At 68.2% G+C, this 20,930-nt stretch carries 22 protein-coding genes, 2 tRNA genes and 1 pseudogene; 14 read left to right on the forward strand and 11 right to left on the reverse strand.

The window, feature by feature from the left end; translation table 11 throughout:
- Window positions 1–115: 115 nt before the first annotated feature.
- From MAE01_RS16175 to MAE01_RS08080, 6 genes and pseudogenes are all read left to right on the forward strand, one after another.
- Window positions 116–602 (forward strand): annotated as a pseudogene (locus tag MAE01_RS16175) (helix-turn-helix domain-containing protein); the annotation flags it as partial.
- A 188-nt stretch (window positions 603–790) separates the two neighbouring features.
- Complete coding sequence (locus tag MAE01_RS08060) at window positions 791–2,062, forward strand: sensor histidine kinase (RefSeq protein WP_147039050.1); 1,272 nt, start codon at window positions 791–793, stop codon at window positions 2,060–2,062.
- Window positions 2,050–2,727 carry a response regulator gene (locus tag MAE01_RS08065; protein WP_147039051.1) on the forward strand — a complete coding sequence of 226 codons (678 nt, stop codon included), beginning with the start codon at window positions 2,050–2,052 and terminating at the stop codon, window positions 2,725–2,727. The genes MAE01_RS08060 and MAE01_RS08065 overlap by 13 nt, the downstream gene beginning before the upstream one ends.
- Window positions 2,728–2,756: 29 nt before the next feature.
- A complete protein-coding gene (locus tag MAE01_RS08070; protein WP_147039052.1) occupies window positions 2,757–3,722 on the forward strand; it encodes a DUF4097 family beta strand repeat-containing protein in 966 nt (321 codons plus the stop codon).
- A gap of 53 nt (window positions 3,723–3,775) precedes the next feature.
- Window positions 3,776–3,849, forward strand: a tRNA-Ile gene (locus MAE01_RS08075).
- A gap of 28 nt (window positions 3,850–3,877) precedes the next feature.
- Window positions 3,878–3,950: transfer RNA gene (locus tag MAE01_RS08080), tRNA-Ala, on the forward strand.
- A 61-nt stretch (window positions 3,951–4,011) separates the two neighbouring features.
- Here the strand turns inward: MAE01_RS08080 and MAE01_RS15940 are convergent.
- On the reverse strand, window positions 4,012–4,173 hold the full coding sequence (locus tag MAE01_RS15940; protein ID WP_186806176.1) for a hypothetical protein: 162 nt from the start codon (window positions 4,171–4,173) through the stop codon (window positions 4,012–4,014).
- A gap of 100 nt (window positions 4,174–4,273) precedes the next feature.
- On the opposite strand from MAE01_RS15940, the gene MAE01_RS08085 reads away from it, so the two are divergent.
- Window positions 4,274–4,792 carry an alpha/beta fold hydrolase gene (locus MAE01_RS08085; protein WP_147039053.1) on the forward strand — a complete coding sequence of 173 codons (519 nt, stop codon included), beginning with the start codon at window positions 4,274–4,276 and terminating at the stop codon, window positions 4,790–4,792.
- A gap of 19 nt (window positions 4,793–4,811) precedes the next feature.
- Here the strand turns inward: MAE01_RS08085 and MAE01_RS08090 are convergent, their stop codons facing one another.
- A complete protein-coding gene (locus tag MAE01_RS08090) occupies window positions 4,812–5,888 on the reverse strand; it encodes a 3-deoxy-7-phosphoheptulonate synthase (protein WP_147039054.1) in 1,077 nt (358 codons plus the stop codon).
- Between the two features lie 218 nt (window positions 5,889–6,106).
- The gene (locus MAE01_RS08095) at window positions 6,107–6,550 is read right to left on the reverse strand and encodes a hypothetical protein (protein WP_147039055.1); all 444 of its coding nucleotides are present in this window, start codon (window positions 6,548–6,550) and stop codon (window positions 6,107–6,109) included.
- Between the two features lie 97 nt (window positions 6,551–6,647).
- Here MAE01_RS08095 and MAE01_RS08100 point away from each other — a divergent pair, with 97 nt between their 5' ends.
- Together MAE01_RS08100 and MAE01_RS08105 are read left to right on the forward strand one after the other, a co-directional pair.
- Entirely contained in the window at window positions 6,648–7,781 is a 1,134-nt protein-coding gene (locus MAE01_RS08100; RefSeq protein ID WP_147039056.1) for an aminotransferase class V-fold PLP-dependent enzyme, read from the forward strand.
- A 61-nt stretch (window positions 7,782–7,842) separates the two neighbouring features.
- Window positions 7,843–8,265, forward strand: coding sequence for an NUDIX hydrolase (locus MAE01_RS08105; RefSeq protein WP_147039057.1), 423 nt, complete (start codon window positions 7,843–7,845; stop codon window positions 8,263–8,265).
- A gap of 11 nt (window positions 8,266–8,276) precedes the next feature.
- Here the strand turns inward: MAE01_RS08105 and MAE01_RS08110 are convergent, their stop codons facing one another.
- Window positions 8,277–8,696: an aminoacyl-tRNA deacylase gene (locus MAE01_RS08110; protein WP_147039153.1), complete on the reverse strand. Its 420-nt coding sequence runs from the start codon at window positions 8,694–8,696 to the stop codon at window positions 8,277–8,279.
- Window positions 8,697–8,797: 101 nt separating this feature from the next.
- Entirely contained in the window at window positions 8,798–9,289 is a 492-nt protein-coding gene (locus MAE01_RS08115; RefSeq protein WP_282186477.1) for a DNA helicase, read from the reverse strand.
- A gap of 165 nt (window positions 9,290–9,454) precedes the next feature.
- Between MAE01_RS08115 and MAE01_RS08120 the strand changes: the two genes are divergently transcribed.
- Window positions 9,455–10,012, forward strand: coding sequence for a peptidylprolyl isomerase (locus MAE01_RS08120; protein ID WP_147039059.1), 558 nt, complete (start codon window positions 9,455–9,457; stop codon window positions 10,010–10,012).
- Window positions 10,013–10,035: 23 nt separating this feature from the next.
- Entirely contained in the window at window positions 10,036–10,929 is an 894-nt protein-coding gene (locus tag MAE01_RS08125) for a rhomboid family intramembrane serine protease (RefSeq protein WP_147039060.1), read from the forward strand.
- A gap of 179 nt (window positions 10,930–11,108) precedes the next feature.
- Here MAE01_RS08125 and MAE01_RS08130 read toward each other — a convergent pair whose 3' ends face one another.
- Window positions 11,109–11,348, reverse strand: coding sequence for a cell division protein CrgA (locus MAE01_RS08130; protein WP_147039061.1), 240 nt, complete (start codon window positions 11,346–11,348; stop codon window positions 11,109–11,111).
- A 78-nt stretch (window positions 11,349–11,426) separates the two neighbouring features.
- On the opposite strand from MAE01_RS08130, the gene MAE01_RS08135 reads away from it, so the two are divergent.
- The 3 genes from MAE01_RS08135 to MAE01_RS08140 are packed head-to-tail and all read left to right on the forward strand — an operon-like array spanning window position 11,427 to window position 13,007.
- Window positions 11,427–12,218 (forward strand): class E sortase, encoded by a 792-nt coding sequence (locus MAE01_RS08135; RefSeq protein ID WP_147039062.1) that lies wholly within the window; start codon window positions 11,427–11,429, stop codon window positions 12,216–12,218.
- Between the two features lie 10 nt (window positions 12,219–12,228).
- Window positions 12,229–12,384: a hypothetical protein gene (locus MAE01_RS15945; RefSeq protein WP_186806177.1), complete on the forward strand. Its 156-nt coding sequence runs from the start codon at window positions 12,229–12,231 to the stop codon at window positions 12,382–12,384.
- A complete protein-coding gene (locus tag MAE01_RS08140; RefSeq protein WP_229718115.1) occupies window positions 12,381–13,007 on the forward strand; it encodes an anthranilate synthase component II in 627 nt (208 codons plus the stop codon). Before MAE01_RS15945 ends, MAE01_RS08140 begins: the two co-directional genes overlap by 4 nt.
- Before the next feature lie 270 nt (window positions 13,008–13,277).
- On the opposite strand, the gene pknB is transcribed toward MAE01_RS08140, so the two are convergent.
- Genes pknB through MAE01_RS08165 form a run of 5 tightly spaced genes read right to left on the reverse strand, consistent with a single transcriptional unit; the run spans window position 13,278 to window position 20,927 of the window.
- Entirely contained in the window at window positions 13,278–14,984 is a 1,707-nt protein-coding gene (pknB, locus tag MAE01_RS08145) for a Stk1 family PASTA domain-containing Ser/Thr kinase (RefSeq protein ID WP_147039063.1), read from the reverse strand.
- A 60-nt stretch (window positions 14,985–15,044) separates the two neighbouring features.
- A complete protein-coding gene (locus MAE01_RS08150; protein ID WP_147039064.1) occupies window positions 15,045–16,787 on the reverse strand; it encodes a protein kinase domain-containing protein in 1,743 nt (580 codons plus the stop codon).
- Entirely contained in the window at window positions 16,784–18,235 is a 1,452-nt protein-coding gene (locus tag MAE01_RS08155) for a peptidoglycan D,D-transpeptidase FtsI family protein (protein WP_147039065.1), read from the reverse strand. Before MAE01_RS08155 ends, MAE01_RS08150 begins: the two co-directional genes overlap by 4 nt.
- Window positions 18,235–19,620, reverse strand: coding sequence for an FtsW/RodA/SpoVE family cell cycle protein (locus MAE01_RS08160; protein ID WP_147039066.1), 1,386 nt, complete (start codon window positions 19,618–19,620; stop codon window positions 18,235–18,237). Before MAE01_RS08160 ends, MAE01_RS08155 begins: the two co-directional genes overlap by 1 nt.
- The gene (locus MAE01_RS08165; protein WP_147039067.1) at window positions 19,617–20,927 is read right to left on the reverse strand and encodes a PP2C family protein-serine/threonine phosphatase; all 1,311 of its coding nucleotides are present in this window, start codon (window positions 20,925–20,927) and stop codon (window positions 19,617–19,619) included. The genes MAE01_RS08160 and MAE01_RS08165 overlap by 4 nt, the downstream gene beginning before the upstream one ends.
- Between the last annotated feature and the right edge of the window lie 3 nt (window positions 20,928–20,930).

Genomic DNA, 20,930 nt, shown 5'->3' on the forward strand with positions numbered 1-20,930 from the left:
GTCGTTCATCACCAATGGCTGCGCCCGCTAGCCGTACTTCCCCGCCAGTTGTGAACGGGTGAGGTAGGCGAAGGCCGCCGGGAAGGATCTGGGTTACCACACTCGCATCCAGTCCATGGAAGTCCTCGTGATTCCGCTAACGCGACTTGACACCGGAGGGCGTCGTCGTATCGATGTCTTGATCGTTCATGAGGGGTGACCGTTGCGGCGTGCTGCGGAGCAGTTTCAGTGCTCGCCGGCAACGGCGAAGCGGTGGGCAGATCGGTATCGGTCCGGGTTGGCGTTGACGGACCGCAGCTCGGGACCACTGGTCTCGCCGTACCGGCTTGCGCACAGAACCGAGCGGCGGATCATCGCGTTGCGTTCTCCCGCCGATGCGGCCCGCAGCGGATCGCGTATCACTTGCACCTGCCCCGATCCACGGTGGGCCGACTGCTGGCCAGCCGACGGCAGCGGATGACGGGCCCACGGCCGCGGATCCGCCCCAGACCACGGAGCCGACGTCACCCGCGGCAAGAGCGCTCGTGCGGGCGGGCAGGCTCCGCGCGGCTACCGGTACCTACATCACGCTGTCGACGACAAACTCGCGAGTCGCCTACTCCGGCGGCCGAACGCCCTCAGCCCGCGTTCACAGCCTCCCTGTGAGGTACAAGTATCGAACGTGGACTCAAACCACGCACATTGAACAAGTGCCGCGGCCCGGAAACCAAGTGACAGTACGGAAAACCCGAATCCAGCTCTCCGGTTGACTCGGTGTCGGCGGCCTGGGCGTGCGGCCTACGTTTGAGGCATGACCACTCAGACTGTCCCTTCCGCACCGGCTGACAAGCCGCGCACCGCGCCGCCGTTGCGTCTGTTCATGACCGTCCTGCACCTGGCCGCGCTCGGTGTCGTCGGAGGCGGCGTGATCGGCGTCCTCGCCGCTCTGTTCGGAACGGGCGTCGGCCTCCTGTTCGTCCTCGGCATCGGGATCGTCTTCCTGGTCGGTCTCGTCTACGCGCTGTACGGCGTCGGCTGGTTCGAGGTGGTCCGCGTCCGCGGACTGTACGGCCTCGACGTCGCAGACCTGCAGCCCCGACGTCGACGGGCCCCGGGATTCGGCGGTTGGATCCGGTCGCTCGGGCGACAGAGCATCGACGGACGCATGTGGCGGGCCCTGGCGAATTTCGCCATCGCATGCATCTTCGGCGCCCTGGTGATCCGGCTCTTCTGGGGCATGGTGTGGTCGGCGATCTACTCGTTCACCCCGCTGTTCGCGGGTGGGGAGACCATCGCACCGTTCGGCAACCTGATCGACGCCGGATGGGCTCCGCTGTTCGGCATCCTCGGTGTCGTGGCCGCGGCGGCCGGCATCATCGGTCTCGCGCTGCTGCACCGCACCATCTCGCGGGCACTGATCGTGCCGAACCGCGAGGCGGAGCTCACCGAGCGGGTGCGCACCACCTCCGCGCAGCGCGAGGGCGCCGTGCGCGCAGCCGACGTCGAGCGCACGCGCATCGAGCGCGACCTGCATGACGGCGTTCAGCCCCGGCTCGTCTCGGTCGGCATGACTCTCGGGCTCGCACAGCAGAAGATCGACAACGATCCGACCGCCGCGAAGGAGCTCATCTCCGAGGCACACACCTCGACGAAAGCCGCCATCACCGAGCTGCGCCAGCTCGCCCGCGGCATCCACGCTTCCGTCCTTGATGACCGAGGACTGGATGCTGCGCTGTCGGCACTCGCCAGCAGGTCGCATATCCCGGTGCACCTCGACGTGCGGATGGACGGCCGATGCAGCCGCGACGCCGAGGCCGCCGTGTACTTCTCCATCGCGGAGTCGCTCACGAACGCGGCCAAGCACTCCCGCGCCAGTGAGTGCCGCGTGGTCGTGAGGCTGCGCGAGGGCAATGTGCTCTGGGCGCGAGTCGAGGACAACGGCATGGGCGGCGCGCAGGTGCAGCCCGGCGGAGGCCTCGACGGCATCTCGAACCGCGTGCTCGCCGCCGGCGGGACGTTCCGCATCGACAGCCCGCAGGGCGGTCCGACTTCCCTGGAGGTGAGCGTGCCATGCGCATCCTGATCTGTGAGGACTCCGTCCTGCTGCGTGAAGGCCTGGTGCGTCTGCTCGAGGATGCCGGCCACGAGGTGGTCGCGGCCCTCCCCGACACCGAGGGGCTGACCGAAGCGGTCGAGACATCGAGGCCCGAGCTCTGCATCCTCGACGTGCGTCTTCCTCCGACGTTCACCGACGAGGGGATCCGCGCGGCGCTCGGACTCCGCACGACCCATCCGTCGCTGCCGCTGCTGGTGCTGTCGCAGTACGTCGAGGAGCGCTACGCCAGCGATCTGATCGCGGCGCAGGGCGGTCCGCTCGGCTACCTGCTCAAGGACAGGGTCGCGGATGTCGCCGAGTTCCTCGCGTCCGTCGAGCGGATCGCGGAGGGCGCATCGGTGCTCGACCCCGAGGTCGTGGCGCAGCTGCTCACCCGGCGGAATCGCGACGATCGGATGCTGCGGCTCACCGAGCGCGAGCGCACCGTGCTCGCACTGATCGCCGAGGGCAAGTCGAACCAGGCGATCGCGGGACTGCTGTTCCTCTCACCGGCCAGCGTCGAGAAGAACATCACCTCCATCTTCCAGAAGCTGGGCTTCGAACAGGACGAGTCGGGCAACCGGCGCGTGCTCGCGGCCCTGGCACACATCGAGAACACCGGCGGCCAGACGCCGACCGGCACCCAGCAATGAGCAGCGAAAGCGATGACAGGAGCAGCACGATGAACACCGAACCGCAGAGTCCGCAGGGTGGGCACGACGTTCCCCTGACTCCCCCGCCGGCGACGCCCGCGGCATCCGCCGGCTCCGCTTCCGGTGGCGGCGCACCCTCAGGGGGTGGCGCACCCCCGGAGCCGCAGGGCTCCGGTGCACGTGCCGCCGCCATCGCGATCGCCGTCTTCGGCGGCGTGGTGCTGCTGGGCGCCGGCGGCACCGCCGCCTTCGGCGCGGTGCACGATGTCCGATCAGTCGCACACGCCGAACGGGGCGGCGACACGCAGAGCCTCGCGGTTGACGGCATCGACAGCCTCTCCGTCGACGTCGGCGCCAGCGACGTCACCACTCGTTTCGGCGATGTCGAGGAGGCGACCCTCGAGGTCACCGGCGGCCGCAGCGGCAACTGGACCCTTGAGCGCGACGGCGACGAGCTGGTCGTGGGGAGCCCGCAGCGCGGATTCGGATGGTGGTTCGGCGGCGACTGGTTCGGCGGCAACTGGTTCAACGAGGACGAGACCGTCGTGCTCACCCTGCCGGACAGCCTGCAGAACGCCAAGCTCGACGCCGACTTCTCGCTGAGCGCAGGGAGCCTCGACATCGAGGGCACCTACGGCGAGGTCGACATCGAGGTGGGTGCCGGCGGACTCAGCATGGAGGGTTCCGCGTCGTCGATTGACGCCGACATCAGCGCCGGCAGGGCGGATCTGTCGCTGTTCGACGTCGATGAGGCCGATTTCACGGTCTCGGCGGGCAAGCTCGTCGCCGAGCTCGCGAACACCGCACCCCGGTCGGTGACGATCGACGTCAGCGCCGGATCGCTCGAGCTGACGCTGCCGGATGAGGCCTACGACCTGACGCAGAACGTCAGCGCGGGGTCCCTCGACAACCGGCTCAACACGTCGAGCGACTCGCGGTACACGATCGATGCGACCGTGTCCGCCGGCAGCGCCATTCTGCGCGCTGCGGACTGATCGCGCTCGATTCGGATTTTCCGTCGATCTCCGGTAAAGTCTTGGAGGTTGACGGGGCTATAGCTCAGGCGGTTAGAGCGCTTCACTGATAATGAAGAGGTCCCAGGTTCAAGTCCTGGTAGCCCCACCGTTTCACTCCAATTCAATACCCGTTCGGGGCCTTAGCTCAGTTGGTAGAGCGCCTGCTTTGCAAGCAGGATGTCAGGAGTTCGAATCTCCTAGGCTCCACAGAAACGAGAAGCGCCGCCCCATCGGGGCGGCGCTTCTTTCGTCGGTCAGTGGGCCGGCTTCACTCGCCGGGATCCTCGGCATCCACGTCGTCGTCCTCATCGTCCGATGGCGGCACAGTGGGCGGATCGCCCTTGCCGTCCTGCGCCCCGAGATTGTCGTTCTCCTCCGGCCCTGGCGATGGCTCGGTGCTGATGTCGTTGCGGTCGCTGTTGAGGCTCATGCGCGTTCCCTTCTTCAAGGCCGCTGCGGCGGCGTCGATACCGACGATATGACCGCGACAGGGGATGTGCCCGCCCCTTGACACGGAATACTCTGAGCCCATGGTCCAGGGAAGGTCCCGAGCGCGCACGACGCTGCTGTTCCTCCACGGCGCCGGCGGATTCGTCGAAGACGGTCCACTCGCGTCGAGGCTCGCCGCATCGATCGACGCAGATCTCGTGATGCCGAGAATGTCGGACGAGGACATGTCCGTCGAGAGCTGGGCCCTGCCGATCCGCAGCGCCGTCGCCGACCTGGGCCCTGATGATCTCGTCGCCGGGCATTCGTTCGGCGGGTCGATCCTCCTCACGGTCCTCGGCGAACGCGCGTGGCGCGTGCGCCGGGTGCACCTGCTCGCGATGCCGAACTGGGGAGCGGACGGCTGGGAGGTCGAGGAGTACGACTTCGACGGCCCCGAGCCGCCGCAGTCGCTCACCCTGCATCACTGCCGCGATGACACCGTGGTCCCCTTCGCGCACCTCGCTCTCAACACCCGGATGCTGCCCGGCGCCCGAGTCGAGGCGCACGCCACGGGCGGCCATCAGTTCGAGGACGAGTTGCCGGAGCTGCTCGGCGCGTAGCCCGCGAGGGGGCGCCGGATCAGCGCCGCCGCCGCACCCCCTCCGCCAGCGCAGCAAGCGCGCCGGTCGTGGCATCCCAGTCCATGCAGGCATCCGTCACGCTCTGCCCGTAGGTCAGCCGCGTCCGCCCGGCCGACACATCGAGCTTCTGCGCGCCAGCAACGAGGTTGCTCTCCAGCATGACCCCGGCGATCGCGGCACCTTCCGTGGCGATCTGCGCACCGAGCTCGGCCGCCACGACCGCCTGACGAACGTGATCCTTGCCGCTGTTGGCGTGGCTCGCGTCGACGATCACGCGCGGAGTGAGCACCGCGGCATCCAGACGGGCGGCCGCCTCGGCCACGTGGGCGGCGTCGTAGTTCGGACCGTCCGCTCCCCCGCGCAGGATCACCGAGGTGTCGGGGTTGCCGGTCGTCGACACGAGACTCGCACGCCCGTCGGCGCCGATGCCGAGGAACGCCTGCGGAGCGGATGCTGCGGCCGCAGCATCCAGTGCCACCTGGAGCCCGCCGTCCGTGCCGTTCTTGAAACCGATCGGCATCGACAGGCCAGACGCCAGCTGCCGGTGGATCTGGCTCTCGGTGGTCCGCGCGCCGATGGCGCCCCAGGTGATGAGGTCGGCGGTGTACTGCGGGCTGATCGGCTCGAGGAACTCGGTCGCACACGGCATCCCGAGCGCGGTGACGTCGCGCAGGAAGCCGCGCGCCATCCGCAGGCCCGCCTCGATGTCGTGGCTGCCGTCGAGGTGCGGATCGTTGATGAGACCCTTCCAGCCCACGGTCGTGCGCGGCTTCTCGAAGTAGGTGCGCATCACGATCAGAAGGTCATCGCGATGCTCTTCGGCCGCGCGCACGAGACGACCGGCGTACTCGAGCCCTGCCTGCGTGTCGTGAATCGAGCAGGGGCCCGCGACGACGAGCAGACGGTCGTCCTCCCCCGCCATGATCGCCCGCACCTCGTCACGCGTGCGGGCGACGAGAGCGGATCGCTCTTCGCCGATCGGAAGCTCGTCGGCGATGTCGCCGGGTGCGGGCAGCGTCGTGAATCTCGCGACGTGCAGGTCGGCGGTGGTCTCGGTGGCGTGAATGGTGCTCATGGGTCCTGTCCTGTGTGAAGGCGGACCCGGGATGCAGAGCCCGCCGAAACGGCGAAAGCCAGAGCAAATGCTCTGGCTTGTCGGCTCTGAAGGTCAGTAGGCGCTACATCTGCGCCGGCCCCTCCAGAGCCGACTCGAAATACGCATACCAACGGGTTGTCATGCGAACGACCCTACCCCATCGCAGACGGACCGCTGACCGTCGTCGAGACAGGCGCTCAGTTCGCCGCCTGTCGCACTCGCTCCGCGAGGAACGTCAGGTCGGCATCCGTCAGCGCGGTGACGGCGTAGGCGGTCGGCCAGACATTGCCGTCGTCGAGGTTCGCCGGAGCCTCGAACTCGAACGTCGCGTATCGCACCTTGAACTTGGACTTCGGCTTGAAGAAGCAGACCACCTTGCCCGCGTCGTTCGCCCAGGCCGGCATGCCGTAGTAGGTTCTGGGCATCAGGTGCGGTGCGGTCTCGGCGACCATCGCGAAGACCTTCTCGCCCAGCATCCGATCCTCGTCCGGCATGTCGGCGATCTTGGCCTTGATCTCGGCCGTGCCCTCGGCTCGCGCCTCTTCCGGGCTCTTCTTGGCCCGGGACTTCGTGGTCTTGCTCTCCGCCAGCTTCGCCTTCATGGCGTCGCGCTCTTCGGCGGTGAAGTTCTTCTCGCTCATCTGTCTCTCCTTCGTCGTGATCACAGATTACGAAGGTCTCGAGTCCGTTCGCTTCTCGATTTCTGATCGATCCGGTGCCGTATGGGATGCTGGGCGCATGACCGCACTGCCGCACGATGACGTCGATTCCGATGGCCTGCTCGAGTACTCCGTGGTGTTCACGGATCGCTCGCTCAACCACATGTCCACCCGCTTCGTCGGCGCGATGCAGCAGATCCTCGGCATCCTCGAGGAGGCGTACAACGCGCACACCTCGGCGATCGTCCCCGGCGGTGGCACCTATGCCATGGAGGCCGTGGCCCGCCAACTGGCGACGGGCCGCCGCACCTTCGTGGTGCGCAACGGACTGTTCTCGTTCCGTTGGTCGCAGATCCTGGATGTCGGCGGCATCAGCGACGACGTCACGGTGCTGACCGCGCGGCCCGACAGCGAGGACGCCCAGTCAGCGTGGTCCCCCGCCCCGCTCGACGATGTCGTCGCGGCGATCCGCGCGCGCCGGCCGGAGGTCGTCTTCGCCCCGCACGTGGAGACCGCTTCGGGCATGATCCTCCCCGATGACTATGTGCGCACGCTCGCGGATGCCGTGCACGAGGTCGGCGGTCTGCTGGTGCTCGACTGCATCGCCTCCGGCGCGATGTGGGTCGACATGGACGCGCTCGGTGTCGATGTGCTGCTCAGCGCACCGCAGAAGGGCTGGAGCGGAACGCCCGCCGCCGGCTACGTGATGCTCAGCGAGGCCGGGCGGGACGCCGTCACCACTCGCCCGTCGACGAGCTTCGCGATCGACCTCGCCAAGTGGCTCGCGATCGCCGACGAGTACCGCGCAGGGCGCCCCGCGTATCACGCGACCATGCCGACCGATGCGCTGATCCGCAACCTCGCCGCGATGGTCGAGACGCGCGATCGGGGATTCGCTGCCCTCAGGGACGCACAGGTCGAACTCGGCGCGCGCGTGCGCGAGCTGCTGGCGTCGCGCGGGCTGCCTTCGGTTGCCGCCGCGGAGTTCGCGGCCCCCGGCGTCGTGGTCGTGCACACCGACGATCCGGCGTTGAAGTCCGGTTCGGCATTCAAGGAGCAGGGACTGCAGATCGCCGCGGGCGTACCGCTGCACTGCGACGAGCCCGCCGGGTTCTCCACGTTCCGCATCGGACTGTTCGGGCTCGACAAGCTCGCCGACGTCGACGGCACCGTCGCGCGCCTGGAGGCCGCGCTCGACGCGATGGGCCGCTGAGTAGCCCAGCATTGAAGTCACAGCGTCATTCGCGCGAATCCCGCCGCACTATGGTTGACCCATGGATCTGCGCGTCGCGGCGTACGCGGTCATCACTGACGATGACGGCAGGGTGCTGCTGGCGCGCTGGACCGAGGGCCGCAGGGCCGCGTGGACGATGCCAGGCGGAGGGCTCGAGGCCGGTGAGGATCCGGAGGATGCGGCCCGCCGCGAGGTGCGCGAGGAGACCGGTTACACGGTCCGCTTGCAGGAGCTGCTCGGCATCCATTCGCGGGTGATCCCGACGGGTCGGCGCACACACAAGGCGGATGCCCCGCTGCACACGCTGCGCATCCTCTATTCGGCCGAGGTCACCGGCGGGACGCTTCAGTTCGAGCAGGACGGCTCCACCGACATGGCCGGCTGGTTCACGCTCGACGAGGTGGCGAAGCTGCAGCGCGTCAAGCTCGTCGACATCGCGCTGCGCATGGCCGAAGTCATCTGATCTCGCCGAGTCTACGCTTCCGGAACCGAGATGTCGGCGATCGTCGCGCCGTAGGCGGCGATCAGCGCGTCGGCATCGACGAACAGGCTGTAGCCGTGGGCTCCGGCTCCCATCGCGATGCGCTGGCCGACGATTGTCTCGTCGGCGTAGATCGGCCAGTCGGTGGTGCTGCCGATGGGCACGATCGTCCCGCGTTCGTAACCGGTCGCCGCCAGGGCGAGGTCGGGCTCGGGAAGGCGCAGCTTGTTCACGCCCACCAGGGCGCGCAGCTTGGGCCACGAGATCGAGCGGCCGCCGGGGATCAGCGCGAACAGGTAGGTGTCGTCGGAGCGCTTGACGACGAGGGTCTTCACGATGCCGGATGCCGGGATGCCGAGCAGTTCCGCGGCCTCGTGGAGGCTGCGGGCATCCGGCCGTTCGCGGATCTCGATCTCGAGACCATGCGCTGCGGCGGCATCCCGAACGCGCTGGAGGCCAGACGATTCGACCCCTGAGCCGTGTGAGGCGTCAGGGGTCGAAGCAGTGGAATCGGTCACGCGTCCGGCGCGGAGAGCGGGTCGTCCGCAACCCAGAGCTCGTCGTCCGTGCGCAGCGCCTGCCATGCGGCGTAGAGAACGCCGGCGGCGGCGGCAGCGCCGAGAATGATCGCGACGACCGAGCCGAGGCCGGGGCCCTTCTTCTTCTTCACGATGCGGCCCTGCGAGAAGGTGAGGCCCTGACGCTTGGCGTTGGCGACGTCCCATGCGGTCAGCGCGCTGCCCACGACGCCGCCCACGATCGGGACGAGTTTGTCGTCGACGACGTGGCGACCGAGCTTCGCGCCGCGATCCAGAGTCGGGGCGACACGACGGTTGTACGTGTCCTGCACGACAGGGAGAACCTGCTCACGGCCGACATTGCCGAGCTGGCGGCCGGCCTCACGTGCGACGCCGGCCGCGTGGCCGACGAGCTCCTGCTGGTGCTCCCAGAGTTCGGTGGCGTCGTGCTGCAGACGGCGCAGTTCCTTCTTCCGCTTGCGGGTCATGCTCACGATTGTTCTCCTGTCGATGTGGAGTACGGGTTCCCCATCTTGCCAGACGAGGCTGTGTAGGGGCACTGATTATGTGGGCCCTTGTCATCCGGAGCCGGGCACGCTATCGTCCCGACGCGCTTCCGGCCCGCTCCCGGCAAGCTCTGCGAGAATGGACGCATGGCTCAGCACTCACACGTCGCAACCCTGCACACCAACCACGGCGACATCGTCATCAACCTGTTCGGCGACCACGCCCCCAAGACCGTCAAGAACTTCGTCGGTCTCTCCGACGGCACCCAGGACTGGACCCACCCCGCCACCGGCAAGCCGGGCGAGGGCCCCCTGTACAAGGACGTCATCTTCCACCGCATCATCCCGAACTTCATGATCCAGGGCGGCGACCCGCTCGGTCAGGGCGTCGGCGGCCCCGGTTACAACTTCAACGACGAGATCCACCCCGAGCTGAACTTCAACGAGCCCTACATCCTCGCGATGGCCAACGCCGGTCTCCGCCGCAACGCCATCACCGGTGAGGTCGAGGGCACCAACGGCTCGCAGTTCTTCATCACCACCGACCCGACGCCGTGGCTGATGGGCAAGCACACGATCTTCGGCGAGGTCGCCGATGACGCCTCCAAGAAGGTCGTCGACGAGATCGCCGCCGTGCGCACCGGTGCCGGCGACCGCCCGGTCGAGGACGTCGTCCTGCAGTCGGTCGAGATCGCCGCGGTCTGACCCGGTAAGCCTGGCCGATCCGGATGACGTCCTCTGAATTCGCGAGCAACAGCGACAACTACTGTTACCGCCATCCGGATCGGCAGAGCTTCGTGCTCTGCCAGCGCTGCATGCGCACCATCTGCCCCGAGTGCCAGACGCAGGCCGCGGTCGGCGTCATCTGCCCGGAGTGCATGAAGGCCGAGCGTCAGAATCGCACCCCTGCGCAGAAGCGCGCACAGCGGCGGTGGGGCGGCCGTTCGACTGCCATCGCCACGCCCGTGCGCTCCGGCAAGCCGGTCGTCACCTATGCGCTTCTCGCGATCACGTCGTTCATCGGCCTGGTGCAGCTGATCCCCGGGGTCGGTGATCAGCTCGACAACACGCTCTGGTTCGCCGCGCCTTACCTGTATCCGAACCTCAACGGCGGGATCTTCGAGCCGTGGCGCCTGCTCACCGCCCTGTTCGTGCACGGTGGCTTCATCCATCTGGCCCTGAACATGCTGGCGCTGTGGATGCTGGGCCAGAGCCTCGAACCCATGCTCGGCCGGGCGCGCTACCTCGCGCTCTATCTCATCAGCGGCCTGGGCGGATCAGTCATGGTCGCGGTGCTCGCCCCCACGACGGCCACCGTCGGCGCTTCGGGCGCGGTCTTCGGACTCATGGCGGCCCTGTTGATCATCGGGCGTCACATCGGTGCGAACGTCACCGGCATCCTCGTCGTGCTCGGCATCAACTTCGCGTTCGGGTTCTTCGTCGGCGGCATCGCCTGGCAGGCGCACCTCGGTGGCGCCATCGTCGGGGCGGCAGTGGCCTTCATCCTCACGCGCACCCGCAAGCGCTCGCAGCGCGTCTGGCAGATCCTCCTGCTGGCCGCCGTCGTGGCTGTGCTGCTCGTGGTGGTCGCGTTCGTGCCGCCCCTGATCCTGCTCTCCTGACTCTGCAAGTCCCGGTCAGCAGTTGTTAACAGGGTTCTCCACCCCTGTGAATAACACCGGTGTAATTCTCCCCACCCTGTGCACAAACCTGTGGATAACTCCGGATCAGTGATTCCCGCCGGGGCAGACGAAAGGCCCCCTCGCTGAGCGAGGAGGCCTTCGAGAAGTCAGAGGACGGATTACCGCCAGCGCGTGGTCATCAGGAACCCGATCAGCGCGATGCCGAGACCGATGGCGAGGTTCCAGGAGCCGATGCCCGGAATCGGGAACTGCATGCCCGAGATGTAGAACACGAGGATCCAGGCCAGGCCCAGCAGCATGAATCCGAGCATGACCGGCTTGAACCACACGGCGTTGGGCGCCTGCTCGCCTTCCGCGCGCTCGACGACGGGCTCTTCGCTGCTTCGGTCACGTGCCATGCCGTCATTCTACCCATGAGTACCCGCTCCATTCGATTCACCGGATGATGGCAGAAGTTCGCCGGATAGGATCGCGCTATGACTGCCTCCGCCGCGCAGCCGTCCCGACGCCGACGCCCTCAGCGTGCGCGGTCGCGAGCGACCTTCACCAGCGTGCTGGGCGAGCTGCTGCTGACCGCCGGGGTGCTCGTGATGCTCTTCGTCGCGTGGCAGATGTGGATCGGCGACATCATCATCGGCGCGCAGAGCAACACTGCGGGTCAGGCCGTCTCTCGTGAGTGGGCGCAGCTGCCGGCGCCCGAGCCGCCGCCCGCCGTCGAAGAGGAGGACGGCGACATCTGGTACGAACCGCCGGCGCTCGAGCATCCCGCCAACGGTGAGAAGTTCGCCCAGATGCTCATCCCCCGTTTCGGCGGCGAATACAACGTCGCCATCGCCGGCGGCACCACGCGCCCCGTCACGCTCGACAACGGCTGGATCGGCGTCTACGACCAGTCCGATATGCCGGGCCAGGTGGGCAACTTCTCGGTGGCAGGACACCGCACCACCTGGGGCGCCCCGCTGAACCGCATGGACAAGCTCCGCCTGAACGACGCGATCGTCGTCGAGACGCAGGAGGGATGGTTCACCTATCGCTTCCGCACGCTCGAGTACGTCACGCCCGACTCCGTCGACGTGCTGATGGATGTGCCGCAGGTGCCGGGTGCGGAGACCGGCGAACGCTATCTCACCCTGACCGCTTGCTCTCCCCTCTACTCGCTCGCAGAGCGCATCGTCGGCTACGCGGTCTTCGAGGGGTTCCAGCCCCGGAGCGAGGGCCCGCCCGACTCCCTCGAACCGGTCGGCGACGTCGCTTCCCCGTCCATCTAGGAGCCCTGACATGTACGCAGCGCTGTGGCGCATCCTTCCCGGCCCGTGGTGGCTGCGGGTGCTGATCCTGCTGGTCGCCGTCGCGGCGGTCCTCTATGGGCTGTTCTTCTACGTCTTCCCGTGGGTGAGCCCGCTCATCGCCCCGGGCGAGGTCGATCTGGAGTGAGCGTGCGGGTGCTGGTGGTCGACAACCACGACAGCTTCGTGCACACGCTCGCCGGTTACCTGCGCGAACTCGGTGCCGTCGTCGACATGATCGAGGCGGATGCCGCGGATCGCGGCGGCTTCGCCGCCCTCATCCCCCGCTACGACGGCGTGCTGCTCTCCCCAGGGCCCGGGAGCCCCCGGGATGCCGGCGCCTCCGTCGACGTGGTGGCGCTGTGCGCCGAGCGGAGGATGCCGCTGCTCGGCGTGTGTCTTGGACACCAGTCGATCGGCGCGGCGTTCGGCACCGATGTCTCCGAGGCGCGGGAGCTCATGCACGGCATGGTCTCGACCGTGGAGCACGACGGATCAGCACTCTTCGACGGCATCCCCTCGCCCTTCGACGTCGGCCGCTACCACTCGCTCGCGCTCGCGGAGGCCGAGCTGCCCGCCGAGATCGCGGTCACGGCTCGCACGGCATCCGGAACCGTCATGGCGATCGCGCACCGGGAGCTGCCGATCCTCGGCGTCCAGTTCCATCCGGAGAGCGTGCTCACCCAGCACGGCTACCGCCTGCTCGCGAACTGGCTCGCGTCGATCGGCTCGGCGGATGCCGTGGAGCGCTCAGAGCAGCTTCGGCCGTAGGACCGTTTCGACTCGCCTTCGCACGCGAGGACGTTTCGACTCGCCTTCGGCTCGCTCAACGCGTTTCGTCTCCGGCAGCTGCGCTGCCTTCGCTCAACGACCCGCAAGGGGCACACCCGCTCGCTCAACGACCTGCGGCATTGTCCGGGAGGGGTTCAGGAAGCGAAAACTGCGGGTCGTTGAGCGGAGGCGCGGAGCGCCGCAGACGAAACGGGTTGAGCGCAGACGCGTAGCGCCGGAGTCGAAACCGCCCCGCCCAGCCACTCGCGACTACTCCCCCGCGCAGTACCGGATCTCGACCTCGGAGTGCACGGCCACATCGCCCGGCGCCGCCGACATCGACGCGACCGTGGCCGGGTTCGTCGCCGCGCAGTCCGCCGACTCGACGGGGATCGCGGTCAGACCGAGTTCCTCGAGCTTGGCGGTCGCGGCATCCACGGTCCATCCGGTGACGTCCGGAAGCGTGACGCGCCCCGAGGCGACGACGAGATCGACAGCGGTCTTGGGCGCCACCTCGTCGTCCTCCTTGACGTTCGTCACCTCGAGCACGGTGTCAGCCGCGCTCTGCGGATCGTTGCGCTGGATCACGCTGCCGAGCTCGAGCCCGGCATCCTTCAAGGCCTCGGCCGCCGCGGTCTGCGAGAGTCCGACCAGCGTGGGCACTGTGACGGTCTCCGCGCCGCTGGACACGTACACGGTCACGGTCTGACCGATCTTCACCGACTGCCCTGCGACCGGGTCGGTGCGGATCACGTTGTCCTCGGTGACGTCGGCGCTGGCCTCGTAGACCACCTCCGACAGAAGGTCCATCTCCAGCAGATCGGCCTGCGCACGCTCGTACGACACGTCGACGAGATCGGGCACGATGCGGGAGGATGCCGGGATCTGCTCGCCGCGCGGCATCATGATCACCCAGAGCAGTACTGAGATCAGCAGCACGGCGAGCAGCGCGACACCAGCCCAGATCCAGGCCACTGGGGGGCCGGACTGCGTCCGGGCCATCGTCGTGTCGGTGCTGAGCTGACGCAGCGAACGCGCCGTCTCCTGCGCCTGACGCGGGCTGGGGCCGTACAGCTCGCTGGTGAGCGCGCCGAGCTGCTTCTTCGTCGGGGCCTTGCCGGAGACCGCGCCGTCGAGCGCGACCCGGAAGGACGCGGCATCCGGGTACCGCTGGTACGGGTCCTTCGCGAGCGCGCGCAGCACGATCGGGTCGAGGGAGCGCGGCGAATCCTCGTTGACCTCGGTCGGTGGCAGCGGCGTCTCGCTGACGTGCTGGTAGGCGACCGCCACCGGCGAATCGCCGCGGAACGGCTGACGACCCGTGAGGAGCTCGTAGAGCACGACACCCGTCGAGTACAGGTCGGCCCTGGCATCCACCGGCTCGCCCTTGGCCTGCTCTGGCGAGAAGTAGGCGGCCGTGCCGAGGATCTGCGTCGTCTCGGCCACGGTCGATGACGAATCGGACACCGCGCGCGCGATGCCGAAGTCCATCACCTTGACCTGGCCCTTGTCGGTGACCATCACGTTGCCCGGCTTGATGTCGCGATGCACGACGCCGGCGCGGTGGGAGTAGTCGAGCGCCTCGAGGATCCCGTCGACGTAGCGCACGGCATCCTCGACGGGAACGGGGCCGCCCGAGATGATGTCCTTCAGCTGACGCCCCTGCACCAGCTCCATGATGATGTAGGGCTCGCTGCCGGGAGCACCGGCGACCGGTCCGCCCTCGGCCGAGGAGGGGTCACCGGCGTCGTAGACGCGCACGATCGACGGGTGCGACATCCGCGAGGCCGCCTGGGCCTCGAGACGGAAGCGCGTGCGGAACGCTGTGTCGCGGGCGAGCGAGGGGTCGAGGATCTTGATGGCGATGTCACGGCCGAGCGTGATGTCGTAGCCGCGGAAGACCTTCGCCATCCCGCCGTGCCCGATGAGCTCGTCCACGCGATATCGCTCAGCGATGATGCGCGGCTCTGTCGACACGTTCAGTCCCCCTGGATGTTCAACTCCTATTGCCCTGCAAGATTACCCGCTGCAACCTGATCACTCGGCGGGAGGAGGCGTGATCCCTTCACCCGGATCGGGGACGACGGAGCCCGCTTCGATCGAGGCGACGTCTTCGGGGGAGGTCGCGGTCGTGCGCTCGCCGGCGCTGCCGCCGGAGCACGTGACGGTGTAGCTGACGACGAGAGCCTCGCCTGCCGCGCCGGTCACCTGGATCGCTCCGGTGCGCGCATCGGTGCCGAAGGATGCGGTGGCCTGATTGTTCACGGTGAACACGCCGCCGCGGACCGTGAAGTTATAGGCGCTGACCTGGCCCTGCCCTGACGGGCAGCTGTATCCGGTCCAGGTGACCTGGACTTCGCTGCCGGACTCGGCCGTGTCTGGCAGGTTCGGCGCTGCGGGGTCGGGCAGCGCTGTCTGCTCGGCGTAGTACAGCATCTCGATGGTCGCGCCCACCGGCTGGTTGCCGCCGGTGGTCACGCGGTAGATCACGCCCTGGTCCGACTCCTTCGGGGCCGGGTCGCCGGTGACGCAGTTCGCCTCGAGTCCCTCGGCCTGGAGCGCAGCGGTGGCCTGGTCGCAGGTCATGCCCACGAGGTTCAGGGAGTCGACGTTCACGGCTTCCGGCGTCTCGGACTCGGTCGGAGTCGGTTCGGAAGACGTCGCCGGGGGAGAAGACGTGGTCGGATCAGGATCCGGCTCGCCCTGGTTCATCAGGGCGAAGATCGTGCCACCGAGGACGATCGCCAGCAGCGCGATCAGCGCGATCAGCGGCCACGTCCACGGGCTGCGCTTCTTCTTCTTGCCGGCCTCTTCCTCTGCCACCTCGTCGGTGGCCAGCTGGGCGGTGGTCGGCAGCACACGCGTGGCGCCGTCGTCGATGCCCGTGGTCAGGATGCGCGTCGCATCGTCGCCCCCCACACCGCCGGCGATGGCGGGAACGGCGATGGCGGCGGAGTTCAGGTCGCCGCGGCGCAGCGCCTGCGCGGCACGGGCCACCGTCGCGGACGACGAGGGCCGATCGGCGGGCTTCTTGGCGATCATCGCCATGACGAGGTTCTGCACCGGGATCGGGACGGTCGCCGGCAGCGGCGGGGGCTGCTCGTTGATCTGCGCCATCGCGATCGCGACCTGCGACTCGCCCGTGAACGGACGCTTGCCCGCCAGGCTCTCGTAGGCGACGATTCCCAGCGAGTAGGTGTCGGTCGCGGGGGATGCCGGGTGGCCGGACGCCTGCTCGGGGGAGAGGTACTGGACCGTGCCCATGACCTGGCCGGTCGCGGTGAGCGGAACCTGGTCGGCGATGCGGGCGATGCCGAAGTCGGTGATCTTGACGCGGCCGTCCGGGGTGATCAGCAGGTTTCCGGGCTTGATGTCGCGGTGCACGAGGCCGGCGGCGTGCGCGGCCTGCAGAGCGGATGCCGTCTGGGCGACGATGTCGAGCGTCTTGTCGGCGCTCAGCGAGCCGTCGCGCTCGAGGATGGTGGACAGGGCCTCGCCGGGAACGAGCTCCATGACGAGGAAGGCGCTGCCGTTCTCCTCGCCGTAGTCGAACACGCTGGCGATGCCCTCGTGGTTGACGAGTGCGGCATGCCGGGCCTCCGCGCGGAAGCGCTCGAGGAACCCGGGATCCCCCATGTACTCGTCCTTGAGGATCTTGATCGCGACGGTTCGCCCGATGACGTGGTCGGTCGCTTCCCAGACCTCACCCATGCCACCGATCGCAATACGCGACTGGAGCTCGTATCGACCACCGAACGACACACCCTGCGTCGGCCTCATCCGTTAAGCACCGCCTCAATGATCCTCTTCGCGATCGGGGCGGCGAGCGTGTCACCGGATCCCGCCTTTCCCAAACCGCCGCCGTTCTCGACGACGACCGCCACAGCGATCTGCGGGTCGTTCGCCGGTGCGAAACCGGTGAACCACAGTGTGTGCGGAGCGTCGCCGTTCTCGGCCGTTCCCGTCTTACCGGCAACGTCGATTCCGTCTATTCTTGCACCCTGCGCCGCACCGTTTGCGACGCTGGCGACCATGGCCGCCGTGACGTCATCGGCGACGTCCGCCTCGGTCGCGCGGCCGAACTCCTCGTTCGCGTACTCGCGGACCGTGGACAGGTCGTTGCCGATCACCGCATCCACCAGACGGGGCTTCATCACCAGGCCGTCGTTGGCGAGGCCTGCCGAGATCATCGCGACCTGGAGGGCCGTCGAGGTGACCTTCCCCTGGCCGAAACCGGTCAGTGCCGTCTGCGCGTCGTCCAGCGCCCGCGGGTAGCTGGATGCGGTGACCGGCAGCGGCGTCTCGAACTCCTGGTTGAAGCCGAACTTCTCGGCCATCTCGCGGATCGTGTCGTCGCCCAGCTCGACGGCCAGCTCGGCCATCGGGATGTTGCAGCTCAGGCGCAGCGCTTCGGCGATGGTCACGGTGTCTCCGGACCCGCAGGTGCCGCGCCAGGCGTTGGCGACCTGCGAGTTCGAACCGGGGAGCGTGTAGCGGGCCGGGTTCGGCAGCGTCGACTCGGGTGTCCACTCGCCGGTGGCGTACGCGGCGGCGGCGACGAGCACCTTGAACGTGGAGCCGGGAGGGTTGACCTCGTTGATCGAGCGGTTCAACAGGGGATTGGGGCGCTGCGCGTCGAGTTCGTCGTACGCCGATTGGGCCTGTGAGGCGCTGTGCACGGCGAGCGTGTTCGCGTCGAAACCAGGGCTGGCGACCATGGCCAGGATCCGCCCGGTCGACGGTTCGATCGCGACGGCCGCGCCCTGCAGGTCGCCGAGCCCTTCGTATGCGGCGCGCTGCGCCTCGGCATCCAGGCTCAGTTCGACGCTGAAGCCGCGCTGGGGCTGGCCCGAGACGATCCGCTCGATCTCGGCGAGGAACGCGCTGGCGCCGGTGCCGGACAGGTCGCCGTTCAGTGCGGCCTCGATGCCGGTGGCCGACTGCAGCGCCGGGTTGAAGTAGCCCGTAACGCTCGACCACATCGCCGAGTCGGGGTACTCGCGCTGGTACTGGTACTCGTCGTCGGACGGCGTCGACGACGCGATCGGGATGCCGTCGGCGATGATCGATCCGCGCTGGATCTCGTAGCTGTCCAGCAGCGACCGGGTGTTGCGGTCGGCCTGTGCGAGGTTGTCGGCCTCGACGACCTGGATCCAGCTGGTCGCCACGAACAGCGACAGGAACATGAACAGCATCACGATGGTGAGGCGGCGCATCTCTTTCGTCATCAGCCGATCACCACCCTGGGCTGGCGGCGCACGCCGTCGGAGATCCGCAGCAGCAGCGCGACGATCAGCCAGTTCGCGACCAGCGATGAGCCGCCGGCGGCGAGGAACGGAGTCGTGAGACCGGTCAGCGGGATGACGCGGGTGACGCCGCCGACCATGATGAACACCTGCAGGGCGATCGTGAACGAGAGGCCGCTCGCGAGGAGCTTGCCGAAGTCGTCCTGCCCGGCGATGCCGATCCGGATGCCGCGGCTGACGAACACCATGTACAGGCAGAGGATCGCGAACAGGCCGATCAGGCCGAGTTCCTCGCCGAGACTGGGGACGATGTAGTCGCTCTCGGCGAGCGGCGTGATCTGCGGGCGTCCCTGGCCGAGTCCGGTGCCGATGAGTCCGCCGTGCGCGAGGCCGAAGATGCCCTGCACGAGCTGGTAGCTGCCGTTCTGCGCGGCGATCACGTCGGGGTTGAAGGCATCCAGCCAGTTCGTGAAGCGCCCCTGCACATAGCTGAGGATCTGGGTCGCGGCGAGCACGCCGGCGACGACCATCGTGAGGCCGATGAGTACCCAGCTGGTCTTTCCCGTGGCGATGTAGAGCATGGCGATGAACAGGCCGAAGATCAGCATTCCGGTGCCGAGGTCGCGCTGGATGACGATGATGCCGAGCGAGATCAGCCAGACGACGATCACGGGCCCGAGCTCGCGCATCCGCGGCCAGGTCATGCCGAGGAACCGCTTGCCGACCGAGGTGAGGCTCTCGCGAGTGCGCACGAGGTAGCCGGCGAAGAAGATCGCCAGGCAGATCTTGGCGATCTCACCAGGCTGGAACGACACGACCCCGCCGAGCGACACCCAGACGTCGGCGCCGGCGTCCGTGCGTCCGAGCCCCGGGACGAACGGCAGCAGAAGGAGCAGGATGCCGGCGAGGCCGAACAGGTAGGTGTACCGGAACAGGACGCGGTAGTTGCGCAGCAGGATCACGACGGCGATGGCGCCGACGAGCGAGATCGCCGTCCAGGCCAGCTGCCTCGTCGAGTACGCGTCCCAGCCGGTGTTCCCGTCGGCGATGTCGAGCCGGTAGATCATCGCGATGCCGAGTCCGGTCAGCAGGGTCGCGATCGGGAGGACGAACGGGTCGGCGTCGGATGCCACGGCGCGCAGCACGAAGTGCAGCGCGAAGGCGAGGACGGCCAGGCCGCCGCCGATGAAGAGGATGAACGGGTCGATGAGCCCGAGCGCGCCGAGCTGCACGAGTGCGAGCGCTGCGCCGCTGATGGCGCAGGCGAACAGCAGCAGCCAGAACTCGCGGTTGCGCTGCGTCTGCGGCATCCGCATCCGCTTGAGTGCCTTGATGACCGCGGTGTCGGCGGTGACGTCGGTGGTCATGCGCCTCCTCCGTCGGTGCCGTCGGAAGCGCCCTCCGGCGTGGGGGTGGGAGTCGGGCTGGGCGTCTCACCGGTCACCGCGACCTCGCCGGCGCGCAGGCGGTCGACGATCGCCATGGCGTCGGCGAGGGACCGCGCCGTGATCGTGCGCTCGACCGAGGAGCGCTGGTACGGCGGCAGGTTCGCCAGCAGGATGCCGGTGTCCTCGATCTCGGTGGACAGCGAGATCGGGCCGATGTTCTGCTGCACGCCCTGGAAGATCACGACGCTGTCCTCGTCGGCGCCGACGAAGTAGCGCGTCTGCGTCCAGTTGTAGGCGAGGAATCCGGCGCCGGTGAGCGCGAGGATGACCACGAGCAGGGCGGCGATCCAGCCGATGCGACGGCGCTTGGCGCGGCGGCGATCCTCCTCGATGAGCTCTTCGAGGTAATCGGCGGCCGGCTCGAAGTGGGACGGGTCGTTGGCCGCCTGGCGGACCGGGTGCAGCCAGCTGGTGCGGGCGGCGCGTGCCGCCGGGATCAGCACGCCCGACGGAGTGGATGCCGCGCCGACGATCGTGGCGGTGCCGGAGGAGAGCGGATGCAGCCCGCCGACCTCGACGAGCACGATCGTCACGTTGTCGGGGGCGCCGCCGTCGAGCGCCTGCTTGAGCAGGTTGTCGGCGGTGCGGCCAGGGGGGAGGCTCATGCGCATGGCCTTGAGGATGTGCGCCTCGTCGACGACGCCGGAGAGACCGTCGGAGCAGAGCAGCCAGCGGTCGCCGGGGAGCGTCGGCATGACGAACATGTCGAGCTCGGGGTCGTTGTCCATGTCGCTGAGCACGCGCATCAGCACGGATCGGCGGGGGTGGTAGCGCGCCTCTTCTGGCGTGATGCGGCCGGAGTCGACCAGGCGCTGCACGAAGGTGTGGTCGGCCGTGATCTGGGTCAGCTCGTCGTCGCGGTACAGGTAGATGCGCGAGTCGCCGATGTGGCCGATGACGGCGTGGTCGTCGACCATGATGATCGCACTGACTGTGGTGCCGAGCCCGGCGAGCTCTGGCTGCTCTTTGGCGGCGCGGATGAGATGGTTCGCCGCGGTGGTGGTGGCGGCCTGGAGGGACGCCTGCGCGTCGTCCGTGGACGCGAACGCCTGGTCGAGCTGCTCGAGCTGCTGGATGGCGATCGTGGATGCCACGTCGCCGCCGGCGTGCCCGCCCATGCCGTCGGCGACGGCGAACAGGTTCGCTCCGGCGTAACCGGAGTCCTGGTTGTTGGACCGGACCTTCCCGGTGTGGGAGATCGCGGAGCTCGATCCTTCGAAGACCATGCC

The organism is Microbacterium aerolatum (assembly GCF_007988825.1).
Lineage (GTDB): Bacteria > Actinomycetota > Actinomycetes > Actinomycetales > Microbacteriaceae > Microbacterium > Microbacterium aerolatum.

Coding starts and splice junctions, on each gene's coding strand:
- MAE01_RS08160 (WP_147039066.1), bottom strand. CDS start 19,620: ATGACCACCGACGTCACCGCCGACACCGCGGTCATCAAGGCACTCAAG.
- MAE01_RS08120 (WP_147039059.1), top strand. CDS start 9,455: ATGGCTCAGCACTCACACGTCGCAACCCTGCACACCAACCACGGCGAC.
- MAE01_RS08085 (WP_147039053.1), top strand. CDS start 4,274: ATGGTCCAGGGAAGGTCCCGAGCGCGCACGACGCTGCTGTTCCTCCAC.
- MAE01_RS08100 (WP_147039056.1), top strand. CDS start 6,648: ATGACCGCACTGCCGCACGATGACGTCGATTCCGATGGCCTGCTCGAG.
- MAE01_RS08130 (WP_147039061.1), bottom strand. CDS start 11,348: ATGGCACGTGACCGAAGCAGCGAAGAGCCCGTCGTCGAGCGCGCGGAA.
- MAE01_RS08105 (WP_147039057.1), top strand. CDS start 7,843: ATGGATCTGCGCGTCGCGGCGTACGCGGTCATCACTGACGATGACGGC.
- MAE01_RS08125 (WP_147039060.1), top strand. CDS start 10,036: ATGACGTCCTCTGAATTCGCGAGCAACAGCGACAACTACTGTTACCGC.
- MAE01_RS08115 (WP_282186477.1), bottom strand. CDS start 9,289: ATGACCCGCAAGCGGAAGAAGGAACTGCGCCGTCTGCAGCACGACGCC.
- MAE01_RS08065 (WP_147039051.1), top strand. CDS start 2,050: ATGCGCATCCTGATCTGTGAGGACTCCGTCCTGCTGCGTGAAGGCCTG.
- MAE01_RS15945 (WP_186806177.1), top strand. CDS start 12,229: ATGTACGCAGCGCTGTGGCGCATCCTTCCCGGCCCGTGGTGGCTGCGG.
- MAE01_RS08090 (WP_147039054.1), bottom strand. CDS start 5,888: ATGAGCACCATTCACGCCACCGAGACCACCGCCGACCTGCACGTCGCG.
- MAE01_RS08095 (WP_147039055.1), bottom strand. CDS start 6,550: ATGAGCGAGAAGAACTTCACCGCCGAAGAGCGCGACGCCATGAAGGCG.
- MAE01_RS08135 (WP_147039062.1), top strand. CDS start 11,427: ATGACTGCCTCCGCCGCGCAGCCGTCCCGACGCCGACGCCCTCAGCGT.
- MAE01_RS08060 (WP_147039050.1), top strand. CDS start 791: ATGACCACTCAGACTGTCCCTTCCGCACCGGCTGACAAGCCGCGCACC.
- MAE01_RS08150 (WP_147039064.1), bottom strand. CDS start 16,787: ATGAGGCCGACGCAGGGTGTGTCGTTCGGTGGTCGATACGAGCTCCAG.
- MAE01_RS15940 (WP_186806176.1), bottom strand. CDS start 4,173: ATGAGCCTCAACAGCGACCGCAACGACATCAGCACCGAGCCATCGCCA.
- MAE01_RS08165 (WP_147039067.1), bottom strand. CDS start 20,927: ATGGTCTTCGAAGGATCGAGCTCCGCGATCTCCCACACCGGGAAGGTC.
- MAE01_RS08155 (WP_147039065.1), bottom strand. CDS start 18,235: ATGACGAAAGAGATGCGCCGCCTCACCATCGTGATGCTGTTCATGTTC.
- MAE01_RS08070 (WP_147039052.1), top strand. CDS start 2,757: ATGAACACCGAACCGCAGAGTCCGCAGGGTGGGCACGACGTTCCCCTG.